14 protein-coding genes are annotated in these 14711 nt (G+C 72.3%); 12 read left to right on the plus strand and 2 right to left on the minus strand.

The features are described from left to right. Positions 1–3: 3 nt before the first annotated feature. Together LVO85_RS07730 and LVO85_RS07735 are read right to left on the minus strand one after the other, a co-directional pair. The gene (locus LVO85_RS07730) at positions 4–636 is read right to left on the minus strand and encodes a DUF4870 domain-containing protein (RefSeq protein WP_232746820.1); all 633 of its coding nucleotides are present in this window, start codon (positions 634–636) and stop codon (positions 4–6) included. Positions 637–639: 3 nt separating this feature from the next. Then, positions 640–1521 (minus strand): DUF3097 family protein, encoded by an 882-nt coding sequence (locus LVO85_RS07735; protein ID WP_232746821.1) that lies wholly within the window; start codon positions 1519–1521, stop codon positions 640–642. A 159-nt stretch (positions 1522–1680) separates the two neighbouring features. Here LVO85_RS07735 and hrcA point away from each other — a divergent pair, with 159 nt between their 5' ends. The 12 genes from hrcA to ptsP are packed head-to-tail and all read left to right on the plus strand — an operon-like array spanning position 1681 to position 14599. Beyond that, positions 1681–2700: a heat-inducible transcriptional repressor HrcA gene (gene hrcA, locus LVO85_RS07740; RefSeq protein ID WP_232746822.1), complete on the plus strand. Its 1020-nt coding sequence runs from the start codon at positions 1681–1683 to the stop codon at positions 2698–2700. 25 nt (positions 2701–2725) lie between these two features. Continuing rightward, the gene (gene dnaJ, locus LVO85_RS07745) at positions 2726–3847 is read left to right on the plus strand and encodes a molecular chaperone DnaJ (RefSeq protein WP_232746823.1); all 1122 of its coding nucleotides are present in this window, start codon (positions 2726–2728) and stop codon (positions 3845–3847) included. Further along, on the plus strand, positions 3844–4587 hold the full coding sequence (locus LVO85_RS07750) for a 16S rRNA (uracil(1498)-N(3))-methyltransferase (protein WP_232746824.1): 744 nt from the start codon (positions 3844–3846) through the stop codon (positions 4585–4587). The genes dnaJ and LVO85_RS07750 overlap by 4 nt, the downstream gene beginning before the upstream one ends. Next, on the plus strand, positions 4584–5939 hold the full coding sequence (locus LVO85_RS07755; protein ID WP_232746825.1) for an MFS transporter: 1356 nt from the start codon (positions 4584–4586) through the stop codon (positions 5937–5939). The genes LVO85_RS07750 and LVO85_RS07755 overlap by 4 nt, the downstream gene beginning before the upstream one ends. Then, positions 5936–6289 carry a histidine triad nucleotide-binding protein gene (locus LVO85_RS07760; RefSeq protein WP_232746826.1) on the plus strand — a complete coding sequence of 118 codons (354 nt, stop codon included), beginning with the start codon at positions 5936–5938 and terminating at the stop codon, positions 6287–6289. The genes LVO85_RS07755 and LVO85_RS07760 overlap by 4 nt, the downstream gene beginning before the upstream one ends. A gap of 13 nt (positions 6290–6302) precedes the next feature. Then, positions 6303–7334 carry a PhoH family protein gene (locus LVO85_RS07765; RefSeq protein ID WP_232746827.1) on the plus strand — a complete coding sequence of 344 codons (1032 nt, stop codon included), beginning with the start codon at positions 6303–6305 and terminating at the stop codon, positions 7332–7334. Then, positions 7331–7837: an rRNA maturation RNase YbeY gene (ybeY, locus tag LVO85_RS07770; protein WP_232746828.1), complete on the plus strand. Its 507-nt coding sequence runs from the start codon at positions 7331–7333 to the stop codon at positions 7835–7837. The genes LVO85_RS07765 and ybeY overlap by 4 nt, the downstream gene beginning before the upstream one ends. A 46-nt stretch (positions 7838–7883) precedes the next feature. Further along, a complete protein-coding gene (locus tag LVO85_RS07775) occupies positions 7884–9431 on the plus strand; it encodes a hemolysin family protein (RefSeq protein ID WP_332875417.1) in 1548 nt (515 codons plus the stop codon). Positions 9432–9468: 37 nt separating this feature from the next. Further along, entirely contained in the window at positions 9469–10392 is a 924-nt protein-coding gene (era, locus tag LVO85_RS07780) for a GTPase Era (protein ID WP_232746829.1), read from the plus strand. Between the two features lie 47 nt (positions 10393–10439). Continuing rightward, a complete protein-coding gene (gene dhaK, locus LVO85_RS07785) occupies positions 10440–11444 on the plus strand; it encodes a dihydroxyacetone kinase subunit DhaK (RefSeq protein ID WP_232746830.1) in 1005 nt (334 codons plus the stop codon). Then, the gene (gene dhaL / locus LVO85_RS07790; RefSeq protein ID WP_232746831.1) at positions 11444–12070 is read left to right on the plus strand and encodes a dihydroxyacetone kinase subunit DhaL; all 627 of its coding nucleotides are present in this window, start codon (positions 11444–11446) and stop codon (positions 12068–12070) included. The genes dhaK and dhaL overlap by 1 nt, the downstream gene beginning before the upstream one ends. 12 nt (positions 12071–12082) lie before the next feature. Further along, positions 12083–14599, plus strand: coding sequence for a phosphoenolpyruvate--protein phosphotransferase (gene ptsP, locus LVO85_RS07795; RefSeq protein WP_232746832.1), 2517 nt, complete (start codon positions 12083–12085; stop codon positions 14597–14599). The last annotated feature ends 112 nt before the right edge of the window (positions 14600–14711 follow it).

Consider the following 14711-nt stretch of genomic DNA (forward strand, 5'->3'; position numbering starts at 1 on the left):
GAGCTACTTCAGGATCGGGATCTGCAGCGGGTAGGTGTAGGCCTCCCCGTTGCTCGCCTTGATGGCCGCCATGATGTGGAGCACCGCGGCCACCACGAAGGTGGTGATCCACACCGGGATCGCCAGCAGGAGCCCGAGGCCCAGCGTCAGCACGGCGATCAGTCCCGCGACGGCGTTGATGATCCAGATGGTCACGTTGAAGTTGAACGACCCGGCTGACGCGGTGCGCACCAGCTGGCTGCGGTCCTTGAAGATGGCCCAGATGATCAGCGGGCCCAGGAAGTTGAGCGACCCGGCGCTGAGCAGGAACGCGATCGGCGCCGACAGGTGCGAGAAGATCGCCCACGTGCGCTCCTCGGAGTCCCCGAGCGGGCGGGCAGCCTGCGCCGGGGCAAACTGAGGCTGCTGGGTGCCGTACTGCTGCTGGCCCTCGCCGTACTGCTGCTGGCCCTCGCCGTACTGCTGCTGGGCCTCGTGCGGCGGGGTGCCGTACTGCTGCTGGCCCTCGCCGTGCTGCGGCTGGGACTCGTAGGGCTGCTGCTCAGGCGGGGTCGCGGTGTGCTCGCCGTCGTGCTGCTCGGTCTCCTGGTCGCGGTCGTCGGGCTGGGGCGGGGGCGGTGGGGGGGTGGTGCTCATGTCCTACTCCTGAGGGTTGACGGTCACGAAGTCGATCAGCTCTTCGACGCTCGCGAGGAGTGTGGGTTCCAGGTCCTGATACGACCGTACCGAGCCGAGGATGCGCTTCCAACCATGCGCGACGTCGGCCTGGTCGGCGTGGGGCCAGCCGAGGTGCGCCAGGACACCGTGCTTCCACGACGTGCCGCGCTCGATGACGGGCCAGGTATCCAGCCCGAGCCGGTGTGGCCGCACCGACTGCCAGACGTCGACGTAGGGGTGCCCGAGGATCTTCACCCAGCGCGCGTGGGGCGTGACGCGGGCGGCCTCGGCGACGACCCGGTGCTCCTTCGTGCCGGGCACGAGGTGGTCGACGAGGACCCCCATGCGCCGCTCCCGGGTGGGCGCGAAACCGCGGATGACCGAGTCCAGGTCGTCGACGCCCTCCAACAGCTCGACGACCACGCCCTCGACGCGCAGGTCGTCACCCCAGATCTTCTCGACGAGCTCGGCGTCGTGCCGTCCCTCGACGAAGATGCGGGACCCCGCTGCCACGCGGGCCTGTCGGTCCTGGACCGCCCGTGAGCCGCTGGCCGTGCGCGAGGCTGCCTGCCGGGCCGCGGTCGACGCCGCTGCCGGCACCGGCGTCGGTGCGGTGAGCACGACCGGTCGGCCGTCGAGGAGGAACCCTGGCCCGAGCCGGAAGCCCTTGAGTCGGCCGCGACGGTCCTCGAGGTGCACCACGTGCATGCCACCGGCCTTCTCGACGCGGGCCACCGCTCCCACCCAGCCGGTCTCCACGTCCTCCACGACGAGCCCCGTCTGCGCCTCCACGGGCTGCGCCCGCCCCCGGCGCGGTGCCTTCCAGTCGCCGGACAGCACGTCAGCTCCATACCGATCCATCACGGACGCGAGTGTGCCAGCCTGCGACGACGGGCCGTCGCAGGCGCACCCGGCGGAGCACGCACGACTGCCGTGAGCACGGTCCGGTGGGAGGCCGGGTAGACTTGGCACTCGCAACCCCCGAGTGCCAGAACATGTGATGTCCGCAGGAGGTGACCGCCCGTGAGCGAGGACCGTCGGCTGCACGTGCTGCGTGCCATCGTCCAGGACTACGTGCGCACCAGTGAGCCGGTGGGCTCCAAGGCACTGCTGGAACGACACTCCCTCGGCGTGTCCGCAGCCACCGTGCGCAACGACATGGCCGCGCTGGAGGAGGACGGGCTGATCACCGCCCCCCACACCAGTGCCGGCCGTGTGCCCACCGACGCGGGCTACCGCATGTTCGTCGACCGGCTCTCCGGCATCAAGCCGCTGAGCAAGGCCGAGAAGGTCGCCATCCAGCGACTCCTCGAGGGCGCCGTCGACCTGGACGACGTGGTGGGCCGCACCGTGCGCCTGCTCTCGTCGCTGACCCATCAGGTGGCGGTGATGCAGTACCCCTCGCTGACCCGCTCCACGGTCCGCCACGTGGAGCTCGTTCCGATCGGTGGCACGCGTCTCATGGTCGTGCTCATCGTCAACACCGGTCGGGTGGAGCAGCGCGTCGTGGACGTCGGCCGCGACCTTGCCGCCGGGCACGAGCAGGTCGTCGCCGACCTGCGCTCCCTGGTCAACCGCACCGCCGCGGGGCAGGCCCTCACCGCAGTTCCTGCCCTGCTGCAGGGTGCGCTGGAGCAGGTGGACCCGGCCGACCGTGACATCGCGCGGGCCGTCGTCTCCGCGCTGGAGGACGCGCTGGAGGAGCAGACCGAGGAGCGCGTGGTCCTCGCGGGCACCGCCAACCTGGCCCGCGTGGGCAGCGACTTCCCGACCTCCCTGGGCGAGGTGCTGGAGGCCCTGGAAGAACATGTGGTGCTGTTGAAGTTGATGGGAAGTATGGCCACCCTCGACGACGAGGCGGTGGCCGTCAGCATCGGCGCCGAGAACCCGTATGCCGGCCTGCGCACCACCTCGGTGGTCACCTCCACCTACGGTCCGGCCGGCGGACTGGGCGTCGTGGGCCCGACCCGCATGGACTACCCCATGACGATGGCGGCGGTGCGCGCGGTCGCGCACTACGTCTCGACCATCCTGGACACCTGACCCCGACCGACAGGACACAACGCACGTGAACGACTACTACGCCGACCTCGGGGTGCCCCGGGACGCGAGCGCGGAGGACGTCAAGCGCGCCTACCGCAAGATGGCGCGCAAGCTGCACCCCGACGTCAACCCCGGTCCCGACGCCGAGGCGGAGTTCAAGAAGGTCTCCCAGGCCTACGACGTGCTGTCCGACCCCGCGAAGCGGACCTCCTACGACCGCGGCCAGGACCCCTACGGCGGCGCGACGTCCGGCTTCGGCCAGGGCTTCACCTTCACCGACATCATGGACGCCTTCTTCGGGGGCACCGCCGCCGGTGGCCGGGGGCCGCGCTCGCGCACCCAGCGAGGCCAGGACGCACTCGTCCAGCTCGACATCGACCTGGCGACCGCCGTGTTCGGCGGCGAGGAGACGCTCACGATCGACACCGCCGTGCACTGCTCCACCTGCTCGGGGTCCGGGGCGCAGCCCGGCACGGGCACACGCACCTGCTCCGTCTGCGGTGGGCGCGGCGAGGTGCAGACGGTGCAGCGCTCGTTCCTGGGCCAGGTCATGACCTCACGGCCGTGCAGCGCCTGCCGCGGCTTCGGCGAGGTCATCGAGAATCCCTGCTTCGACTGCTCCGGCGAGGGTCGCGTGCGCCTGCGCCGCGACATCACCATCAAGGTGCCCGCCGGCGTGGACAGCGGCACCCGGATCCGCATGTCGGGGGAGGGAGAGGTCGGCCCGGCCGGCGGCGAGGCCGGTGACCTCTACGTGGAGATCGCCGTGCGCCCTCACGAGACCTTCCGGCGCCGCGGTGACGACCTGCACTGCTCCATCGAGGTGCCGATGACGGCGGCCGCCCTGGGTGCCACCCTCACCGTCGAGACGCTCGACGGGCCGACCGAGGTCGACCTGCAGGCCGGGGCCCAGCCCCAGGACACTGTCACTCTGCGCGAGCAGGGCGTGACGCACCTGCGGGGCACGGGCCGTGGCGACCTCGTCGTCCACCTCGACATCAAGGTGCCCACCCGTCTCAGCGACGAGCAGCGCCAGCTCCTCAAGGACTTCGCCGCCTCCCGGGGCGAGTCCCGTCCCCAGGGCCTGATGTCACCGGCGCACGGCGGCATCTTCGGCAAGCTCAAGGAAGCCTTCAGCGGACGGTGAGCGCGCCCCTCTTCCTGCTGCCGGACGGGGCCCTGGCCACGGCCGCGCCGGGCTCGGCGCTGCACCTGGACGGTCCTGAGGGCAGGCACGCCGCCGACGTCACTCGGCTCCGGGTGGGCGAGCCCGTGCTGCTCGCCGACGGCTCCGGTCGCCTGGCGCGCTGCGAGGTGACGCGGGTCGACCGCGGCAGCCTGGACGCCGTGACCGTGTCTCTGGCCGAGGAGCCTGTGCCCGACCCGTCCTTCACCCTCGTGCAGGCGCTCGCCAAGGGTGACCGTGACCTGCTGGCCGTCGAGGTCGGCACCGAGCTCGGCCTGGACACCGTCGTGCCCTGGCAGGCGGACCGCAGCATCTCGCGCTGGCGAGGTGAGCGGGTCGCCAAGGGCCTGCGCAGGTGGGAGCAGACCCTGCTCGCAGCGACCAAGCAGGCCCGCCGGGCGCGGGTGCCGGAGCTCACGGACCTCGCCGACCGCCGGGGGGTCGTGGAGCGCATCGCCGGGGCCGACCTGGCGCTGGTGCTGCACGAGGAGGCCACGGAGCCGCTGGCCACCGTCGACCTCCCCGAATCCGGTGAGGTCGTGCTGGTCGTCGGCCCCGAGGGCGGCATCACCCCCGAGGAGACCGACGCCTTCGTCGAGGCTGGGGCCCGGGCCGTGCGGCTCGGGTCGACCGTGCTGCGCACGTCCACGGCGGGGTCTGCCGCGATCGCGGTCCTGTCCGGCCAGGCCCGCTGGCGGTGACCGCGCCGGAGGCACCGAGCCTGTGGCGTCCTCCGGTCCGCAACGTCAGCATCGGGGCCACGGGACTGGTCGGTCTCTTCGCCGTCGAGTACATCGCTGTCGGCACCGCGATGCCGACCGTCGCCGCCGACCTGGACGGGCTCGCGCTCTACTCCCTGGCCTTCGGGGCCACCATCGCAGCCGGCGTCGTCGGGATGATCCTGGGCGGCTGGTGGTCCGACCACGCCGGCCCGGCGCCCGCGGTGCTGGCGGGCTGCCTCACGTTCGCGGCCGGCCTGGTGGGCGCAGGTCTGGCGCCCACCATGGAGGTCTTCGTGGCTGCCCGCGGGCTCCAGGGACTGGGCATCGGGCTGGCCTCGGTCGCCATCTACGTCGTGATCGCCCAGGGGGTGCCCGACGTGCTGCGACCGAGGATGTTCTCGCTGCTTGCCGCGGCCTGGGTGGTGCCCGGGCTGGCCGGGCCGGTGCTGGCCGGCGCAGTCGTCGAGACGCTCGGCTGGCGCTGGGTCTTCCTCTCCGTGGTGCCCCTGGTGCTGGCGTCCCTGTGGGTGCTGCGACCTGCTCTGGGGTGGACCGGCCCGGCGGGCGACGCGGCATACCTGCGACCGTCGACGATCGTGTGGGCCCTGGTCGCGGCGGTGAGCGTGGCCGCTCTCAACCTCGCGGGCCCGCAGGTCAACAGCCGTGACCTGCTGGTGGGCGCCCCGGTCGTGGTGCTGCTCCTGCTGGCGACCGTGCGGCTGCTGCCGCCCGGGACCCTGACCCTGCGGCGGGGGCTGCCCTCGGTGATCGCCTCCCGTGGGGCCATCGGGGCGTCATTCCTGGCGGCCGAGGCCTACCTACCCCTGCTCCTGCAGCAGCTGCACGGCTACTCGCCGACGGGGGCCGGAGGAGTCCTGGCCGTCGGGTCCGTCACCTGGGCCCTCGGCTCGTGGTGGCAGGGCAGCCTGGCCGACCACGTGGACCGCTACCGCCTCCTCGTCGTCGGCTGCCTCGTGATCCTGTCCGGCGCCGTGCTGCTCGTCGCGGCCGTGCTGGGCGACTGGCCGGGGTGGACCATCCTGGCCATCTGGGGGTGGACGACCCTGGGCGTGGGCTTCGCCTACCCGACGACGTCGCTGCTCACCCTCCGCCTGTCGCCGCCGGCGAGCGTCGGTGCCAACTCCTCCTCGCTCCAGGTGAGCGAGGCGCTGGCCAGTGCCGCGGTGCTGGCGGGTGCCGGGGTCGCCTTCACGGCGCTGTATGCCGCCTCGGCGCGCGTCGCGTTCACCGCGGTGGCCCTGAGCAGTGTGGTCGCCGGTCTGGCCGCCGTGCTGACGGCCTCGCGCACCCGGGCTAGGCTCGGCCCATGAGCGACTGCCTGTTCTGCAAGATCGCCTCGGGGGAGATCCCTGCCGACGTCGTGGCCACGTCCGACACAGCTCTGGCGTTCCGCGACATCCAGCCACGCACGCGCGTGCACGTGCTCGTCGTCCCCCGCGACCACCACGAGACACTGGCGGGGATGGCCGCCGTCGACGCGCAGGGCGCTGCCGACCTGTTCACGCTGGCGGGCGAGGTCGCGGCGGCGGAGGGCATCGCCGACACGGGGTACCGACTGATCAGCAACGTCGGCGAGGACGGCGGCCAGGAGGTGGGGCACGTGCACGTCCACCTCCTCGGCGGGCAGCGCGTGGGCCCCATGGTCGCCACGCGCGGGTAGACTTGACGCCCTGATGACAGACCTTCCGCATCCGGAGCACCCCTCAGCGGTGCCCACCCATACCGTCGTCATCCCGTCCGACGTGCCCATGGTGGCGCTGCTCGGGTCGCGTGACGAGCTCCTCCGCACCATGGAGCGCAGCTTCCCGCGTGTCGACGTGCACGTGCGCGGCAACGAGTTCCGGCTCACCGGGGAGTCGGCCGAGCTGGCCCTGGTGGAGCGGCTGATCGACGAGCTCATCGCGATCGTCGGCGCCGGGCAGCCGCTCAACCGCGACGCCGTCGAGCGTGCCGTCGGCATGCTGCGCAGCCAGACCTCGGACCGGCCGGCCGATGTGCTGACGATGAACATCGTGAGCAACCGTGGTCGCACGATCCGACCCAAGACGCTCAACCAGAAGCACTACGTCGAGGCCATCGACCAGCACACGGTGGTCTTCGGCATCGGCCCTGCGGGCACCGGCAAGACCTACCTGGCCATGGCCAAGGCGGTCGCCGCGCTGCAGGCGAAGCAGGTGACCCGCATCATCCTCACCCGTCCGGCCGTCGAGGCGGGGGAGCGGCTGGGCTTCCTGCCCGGCACGCTCAACGACAAGATCGACCCCTACCTGCGGCCGCTGTACGACGCGCTGCACGACATGATCGACCCCGACTCGATCCCGCGGCTCATGGCCTCCGGCACGATCGAGGTCGCCCCGCTGGCCTACATGCGGGGACGCACCCTCAACGACGCGTTCATCATCCTCGACGAGGCGCAGAACACCTCGGCGGAGCAGATGAAGATGTTCCTGACCCGGCTCGGCTTCGGGTCCAGGATGGTCGTCACCGGCGACGTCACGCAGGTCGACCTGCCCGGCGGCACCACCTCGGGGCTACGCATCGTGCAGGACATCCTGCGCGGGGTGGAGGACGTCCACTTCGCCACCCTCACGAGCCAGGACGTCGTCCGTCACCGGCTCGTGAGCGCGATCGTCGACGCCTACGGCCGGCACGACGCCGGTGCTCGTGCCGCCGGAAGGACGCGCGCCGCGCGGAGCACGCGGTGAGCATCGAGATCCTCAACGAGTCGGGCGTCGTGCCCTCGCCGGTCGGCGAGCAGGAGCTCCACGACCTCGGGCGCTACGTGCTGGACCAGCTGCAGGTCCACCCGCGGGCCGAGCTGACCATCACCTTGGTGGACGAGGCGGCGATGGAGGCCCTGCACGTCCAGTGGATGGACCTGTCAGGCCCCACCGACGTGATGAGCTTCCCGATGGACGAGCTGCGTCCAGGCACCGAGGACGGCACGAGCCCCGAGGGCATCCTGGGTGACGTGGTGCTCTGTCCCGAGGTCGCCCGCAGGCAGGCCGCCCAGGCCGGCCACTCCGTGGCCGACGAGCTGCTCCTGCTGACCACCCACGGCATCCTCCACCTGCTGGGCTTCGACCATGCCGAGCCCGCGGGCGAGCAGGAGATGTTCGACCTGCAACGCACCCTGCTGCTCACCTACCTCGCCCAGCGCGGACGGACGACGACGGCGGCGCCCGCTGCCCGTCTCGACGACGCCTGACCCTCCACGACGCCACGACGTCCCCACCCACACCACGGAAACGGTCATGACCCCCCTGATCATCGTCGCCGTCGCGGCGACTCTCATCGCCTCACTGCTGGCAGCCGCCGAGACGGCCCTGCAGCGCATGTCCCGACATAGGGCCGAGCAGCTCGTCGAGGAGGAGCGCCGCGGTGCCACCGCACTGCTGCGCATCGTCACCGACTCTGCTCCCTACCTGGCCGTCGCCACCTTCGTGCGGGTCACGGCCGAGGCGCTGACCGCCGTCGCGGTCGCCGTGGCGGTGGACACCCGCACCGACAGCCACTGGCAGACAGCGCTCCTGGCCGTCGGCATCATGGCGGTCGTCTCGTTCATCGGCGTGGGCGTCTCGCCGCGCACCGTCGGCCGACAGCACGTCGAGCCGGTGGCCCTCCTGGCCGCTCCCGTGGTGAGCCTGCTCCGGACCGTGCTCGGCCCGCTGGCCAAGGCCCTGGTGACGATCGGCAACGCCGTGACGCCGGGCCGCGGCTACTCCGAGGGCCCCTTCGCCTCCGAGGCCGAGCTGCGCGACCTCGTGGACCTCGCCGGTGAGTCCTCGGTCATCGAGGCCGAGGAGCGCGAGATGATCCACTCGATCTTCGAGCTGGGTGACACCGTGACCCGAGAGGTGATGGTGCCACGCCCCGACATGGTGACGGTCGCGCGCGACCGCACCCTGCGGCAGGCGATGTCGCTCTTCCTCCGTTCCGGGTTCTCCCGCGTGCCGGTGATCGGCGACGGGGCCGACGACGTGCTGGGGGTGCTCTACTTCAAGGACGTGGCGCGGCACGTGAACGCGCACGGGGACCAGGCGACCGGCGTGCCGGTGACCGAGATCATGCGGCCGGTGCTGCGGGTGCCCGACAGCAAGCCCGTCGACGCCCTCCTGAGGGAGATGCAGCAGCAGCGCCTGCACTTCGCCATCGCCGTCGACGAGTACGGCGGCACCGCGGGCCTGGTCACCATCGAGGACATCCTGGAGGAGATCGTCGGCGAGATCACCGACGAGTACGACCGTGACGTCATGGGCGTCGAGCCCCTGGGCGACGGCCGGTTCCGGGTGCCGGCCACCATGCCGGTCGACGACCTCGCGGAGCTGTTCGACGTCGAGATCGAGGTCGACGACGTCGACAGCGTCGGTGGCCTGCTGGCGGCCACCATCGGGATGGTGCCCATCGTGGGGTCGTCCTGCGAGGTGGCCGGACTGGAGCTCACCGCAGAGCGCATGGCCGGCCGGCGCCGTCGCGTGGCCACCGTGCTCGCCCGCAAGATGGACAAGGACGAGCTGCGCCCAGCGGAGGAGCCGGACGCCGTGCGAGGCCGCCCCGGCTCCGGCGACGCGGGCGCTGCTGACGTCGGCCCCGACGCGGGGCCCCGGGGGGAGCCGACGCGCGACCGGCCGGGTGACGGTCCCGGAGGGCAGGCTGCGGGGGTGGGCCATCCCGGTGCCCGCGACGACGTCCAGCAGCGCAACACAGACCACGCCGACACCCGGCTCACCGACCCTACGGGCCGGTCCGGCGGCCTGCTCCGAGCCTGGTTCGGCCCTCGGGGCGTGGGTGTGCGGGCATGATGGTCCCGACAGCCCGACGCCCAGCGCGAGGACGACCATGAGCACCGACAGCACGGCATACCGATCCGGGTTCGCCTGCCTGGTGGGACGACCCAACGCCGGCAAGTCGACCCTCACCAACGCCCTGGTCGGGCACAAGGTCGCCATCACCTCGAGCAAGCCGCAGACGACCCGGCACGCCATCCGGGGGGTGCGCACCACGGACTCCGCGCAGCTCGTCCTCGTCGACACCCCTGGCCTGCACCGTCCCCGTTCCCTCCTCGGGCAGCGGCTCAACGACCTGGTGCGCGAGACCCTGCTCGGGGTGGACGTCATTGGCTTCTGCCTGCCGGCCGACCAGCGGCCCGGCCCGGGGGACCAGTACATCGCGAGCGACCTGCTCGAGCTGCAGCGCGCCAAGCGGGTGCCGGTGGTCGCGATCGCCACGAAGTCCGACGCGGTCGACCGTGACCGGCTCGCTCAGCACCTGATGGCCATCGACAAGCTCGGGGACTGGGCCGAGATCGTGCCCTGCTCCGCGGTGCGCGGAGACCAGGTCGACGAGGTGGCCGAGGTGCTCGCGTCCTACCTGCCGCAGGGCCCGGCGCTCTACCCCGACGACGTCCTCACCGACGAGCCCACCGTGGTCATGATCGCCGAGCTCGTCCGGGAGGCGGCGCTGGAGGGCGTGCGGGACGAGCTGCCGCACTCGCTCGCGGTCGTGGTCGAGGAGATGGTGCCGCGCCCCGACCGCCCGGAGGGGGACCCGCTGACGGATGTGCGGGTCAACGTCTTCGTCGAGCGGCCCAGCCAGAAGGCCATCGTGATCGGCCGCGGTGGGTCCCGCCTGCGAGAGGTCGGCACCCGCTCCCGGCACGCCATCGAGGCCCTGCTCGGCCACCGGGTCTACCTCGACCTCCATGTCAAGGTCGCCAAGGACTGGCAGCGCGACCCGAAGCAGCTGCAGCGGCTGGGGTTCTAGCCGACCCGCTCTGGTCACCCGCAACGGTTAGTGGTTGAGTGAGATCCATGAAGAAACTCATCAACGACCCCGCCGACGTGGTCAGCGAGGCGCTGCTCGGCATGGCTGCGGCGCACCCTGACCGGCTCCGCGTCGACCACGACCACAAGATCGTCTACCGCGCGGCCGGGCCCCGTGAGGGCAAGGTCGGGCTGGTGTCCGGAGGAGGCTCCGGGCACGAGCCGATGCACGGTGGCTTCGTCGGCACCGGCATGCTCGACGCCGCCTGCGCCGGCGAGGTCTTCACCTCCCCGGTGCCCGACCAGATGATGGCCGCCACGAAGGCGGTCGACGGTGGCGCGGGCGTCCTGCACATCGTGAAGAACTACACGGGTGACGTGATGAACTTCGAGATGGCTGCCGAGCTCGCGGCGGCCGATGCCGGCACCGAGGTGAAGTCCGTCGTGACCGACGACGACGTCGCGGTCCAGGACTCGCTCTACACCGCCGGGCGTCGTGGCGTCGGCGTCACGGTCCTGCTGGAGAAGATCGTCGGGGCCGCCGCCGAGGAGGGCCGCTCGCTGCAGGAGTGCGCCGACCTGGCCACGCAGGTCAACCGCGCCGGACGGTCGATGGGGATGGCGCTCACGTCCTGCACGGTGCCGTCCGCCGGCAGGCCGACGTTCGACCTCGCCGAGGACGAGATGGAGATCGGCATCGGGATCCACGGTGAGCCCGGGCGCGAGCGCAAGCCGCTGGCGCCGGCCAAGGACATCGCGGCGATGCTGGTCGAGCCGGTGCTCAGCGACCTCGGCCTCAGCCGGGGTGACGGCGTCATCGCCTTCGTCAACGGCATGGGCGGCACCCCGCTCATCGAGCTCTACCTCATGTACCACGAGGTCTCGCAGCTCCTCGAGGGCGCGGGTGTGAGCGTGGCGCGCTCGCTCGTGGGCAACTACATCACGTCCCTTGAGATGGCCGGCTGCTCGGTGACCCTGCTGCGGGCGGACGACGAGACCGTGCGCCTGTGGGACGCGCCGGTCAACACGCCTGGGCTGCGCTGGGGAGCCTGATGGCCGACCTGCAGAGCTTCCAGGGGTGGATGGCCGACTACGCCGAGGTCGTCAAGGAGCAGGCCGACTACCTCACCGACCTCGACCGGGCCATCGGTGACGCCGACCACGGCATCAACATGGCGCGGGGGACGGTCAAGGTCGCAGCCTTGGCGGAGGCGGAGGACTTCGCCTCCAGCGAGGCCTATCTCAAGAAGGTGGGGATGACGCTCGTCAGCACCGTGGGAGGTGCCTCCGGACCGCTCTACGGCACGTTCTTCCTGCGCCTGGCGGGTCCTCTGGCCGGGGTCGCCGACGCCGGCGTCGAGGAGGTCGGTGCGGCTCTGCGGGCCGGGGTCGACGGCATCCTGGCGCGCGGCAAGGCCGAGCTGGAGGACAAGACGATGTATGACGCGTGGGCACCGGCCCTGGATGCCTACGCCACCGCTACGGCGGACGGCGCCGACCTGCGCGGCGCGCTGGAGGCGGCGGCTGCCGCCTCGGCGCGAGGCCGGGACGACACGCTCGACCTGGTCGCTCGCAAGGGCCGTGCCAGCTACCTCGGTGAGCGCAGTCGCGGTCACATCGACCCCGGCGCCACCAGCACCACGCTGCTGCTGGAGTCCGCTGCGCGCACGCTGGCCTGAGCGCTGCCGACGATGATCGGGATCGTCGTGGTCAGTCACAGCCATGCCCTCGGCACGGCCGCCGTGGAGCTCGCCGCCGAGATGGTCGACGAGTCCACGCGCCCCGTGGTGGAGGTCGCGGCCGGGCTCGACGAGCACACCTTCGGCACCGACGCGGCGGCGGTCGCCGAGGCGATCGGCCGCGCCGACTCGCCCGACGGTGTGCTGGTGCTGCTCGACCTGGGCAGTGCTGTGCTCTCGGCGGAGATGGCCCTGGAGTTCGTCGACAGCGACCTCGCCTCGCGCACGAGGCTGTCGAGCGCACCGCTGGTGGAGGGGCTGGTCGCGGCCGTCGTCACGGCCGCCGCCGGTGCCGACCTGGACACCGTCGCCGCAGAGGCACGTCGCGGGCTGAGCGCCAAGGCGGACCACGTCGGTGACGGTGGCACCGACGCCGGCGCAGCCACCGGCCAGGAGGAGACCGTCGAGGCGGCGCCTGTCGGCGAGGAGCAGCACCTGCGCGTCACGGTCGCTGTCGAGCACGGCCTGCACGCCAGGCCGGCCGCCCGGCTCGTGGCGACGGTCAACCGGCACCCCGACGCCGTCGTGCGGATCACCGACCTCGACACGGGCAAGGGACCGGCGGACGCCCGCAGCCTCTCTGCCGTGGCCACGCTGGGCGTGCTGCAAGGACACGACGTGGAGTTCCTCGCCTCCGGGCCCCAGGCCTCCGAGGTGCTGGCCGCCCTCTCCGAGCTGGCGGACGAGGGCTTCGGAGACCGTCCCGTCGAGCGTGCCGACGACGCCGCCGACGGTGCTGTCGCCGGAGATCGGGCCGACCCCGAGGACAGGGCACGGCCGGAGGAGGTGCCGCCGCGACGTCGCACCCGTGCACTGGGCCTGGGACTCGGTGCCGCCATGGGGCCTGCCATCCGGCGGCGGACCACGCCTGACCTCAGCGCCTACCGCGGGACGGGCGACCCCGGCGAGGAGGCCGAGCGGCTACGGCGAGCCATGGACACCGCACGCGCCGACCTCCGGGCGCTCGTCCGGCGCACCCGGGCCGGCGGTGGGGACGGTGAGGCCGGGATCTTCGAGGCCCACCTGGCGCTGCTGGACGACCCTTCGCTGGTGGAGCCCGTGACGCGGGTGCTGCGCACCGGGCGTGCTGCCACCGCGGCCTGGCACGACGAGGTCAGCCGGGTCGCCGCCGACTTCGCGGGGCTGGCCGACCCCTACCAGCGGGACCGCGCAGAGGACGTCCGTAGTGTCATGCACCGGGTGGAGCGCGCCCTGCTCGGCATGCCCGAGGAGGACCCGGACGCCACCGGGATCCTGGTGGTGGACGAGCTGGACCCTGCGACGGCAGCCACGCTGGACACCACCCTGTGCCAAGGGGTCGTGACCATCGCCGGAGGTGCGACAGGGCATGGCGTGATCGTGCTGCGGGCCCGTGGCGTGCCGGTGCTCACCGGTGCCGGGCAGCGTGCCGACGTCGAGACCGGCACGCTCGTCGCCCTGGACGAGCGCGCCAGGCGGCTGCTGGTCGACCCCGACCCGCAGGAGGGGGCCGACTTCGAGGCCATGCTCGTGCAGCGGGCCGACACCCGCCGTGAGCACCAGGCCCGGGCCGGCGAACCCGCGACCACGTCGGACGGCCACACGGTCGTGGTGAAGGCCAATGTCACCGACCCCGAGGAGGCGGCCGAGGCCGTCGGTCAGGGAGCGGAGGGCTCGGGCCTCGTCCGCACCGAGGTCGTCTTCGGCGCCTGGACGACCCCGCCGACGGTCGAGGAGCAGGTGCGTGCCCTGACCGATATCGCCGTCGCGATGGACGGACGGCCCATGACGGTGCGCTCCTGGGACATCGGCGCGGACAAGCCGCTGCCTTACCTGCGTCAGGAGCCCGAGACCAACCCGTTCCTCGGTGTGCGCGGGGTGCGGTCGTTCCGTCGCGACCCCGCACTGCTGCTCGACCAGCTCGAGGCGGTGTGCCGGGTCGCCCGCAGGCACGCCGTGCGGCTGATGTTCCCGATGGTCGCGACGGTCGAGGAGGTCGAGTGGTCGCTGGCCCGGCTGGAGGAGGCCGCTGTCCGCGCCGGCGGCGGACGACCCGAGGGGCTCGAGGTCGGCATCATGGTCGAGGTGCCGGCGGCCGCGCTGCGGGCCGAGGCGATGACGGCCCAGCTGGACTTCGTCAGCATCGGGACCAACGACCTCACGCAGTACACGCTCGCGGCCGAGCGCGGCAGCGCTGCCCTCGCCGGTCTCACCGACCCCCTCGACCCGGCGGTCCTTCGGCTCGTCCACACGGTGTGCACCGAGGTGGCCGAAGGTGTGCGGGTCGCCGTGTGCGGCGATGCCGCCAGTGACCCGGCGGCCGCGGCCCTGCTCATCGGCCTCGGCGTCGAGGAGCTCAGCGCGACGGCGGCGACCGTGCCCGACGTCAAGGCTCGCCTGCGGGAGAGCAGCCTGACCGACCTTCAGGACCTGGCCGGGCGTGCCCTACGGTGCGAGTCCGCCGAGGAGGTGCGTGCGCTCCTGGGGTGACTCCTGGCGCACGCTAGCTGTTCTGCCCATGGAGGTTGGGTACGCGGTCGGCGGGTGAGGCGCCCTTGAGTGCGGTGTGGCCGCGGTGGTGATTGTAGTGATGTAGGAAGTC

This window comes from Ornithinimicrobium sediminis (genome assembly GCF_021272345.1).
GTDB lineage: Bacteria > Actinomycetota > Actinomycetes > Actinomycetales > Dermatophilaceae > Ornithinicoccus > Ornithinicoccus sediminis_B.

Coding starts and splice junctions, on each gene's coding strand:
- LVO85_RS07730 (WP_232746820.1), bottom strand. CDS start 636: ATGAGCACCACCCCCCCACCGCCCCCGCCCCAGCCCGACGACCGCGAC.
- LVO85_RS07760 (WP_232746826.1), top strand. CDS start 5,936: ATGAGCGACTGCCTGTTCTGCAAGATCGCCTCGGGGGAGATCCCTGCC.
- LVO85_RS07765 (WP_232746827.1), top strand. CDS start 6,303: ATGACAGACCTTCCGCATCCGGAGCACCCCTCAGCGGTGCCCACCCAT.
- LVO85_RS07775 (WP_332875417.1), top strand. CDS start 7,884: ATGACCCCCCTGATCATCGTCGCCGTCGCGGCGACTCTCATCGCCTCA.
- era (WP_232746829.1), top strand. CDS start 9,469: ATGAGCACCGACAGCACGGCATACCGATCCGGGTTCGCCTGCCTGGTG.
- dhaK (WP_232746830.1), top strand. CDS start 10,440: ATGAAGAAACTCATCAACGACCCCGCCGACGTGGTCAGCGAGGCGCTG.
- dhaL (WP_232746831.1), top strand. CDS start 11,444: ATGGCCGACCTGCAGAGCTTCCAGGGGTGGATGGCCGACTACGCCGAG.
- ptsP (WP_232746832.1), top strand. CDS start 12,083: ATGATCGGGATCGTCGTGGTCAGTCACAGCCATGCCCTCGGCACGGCC.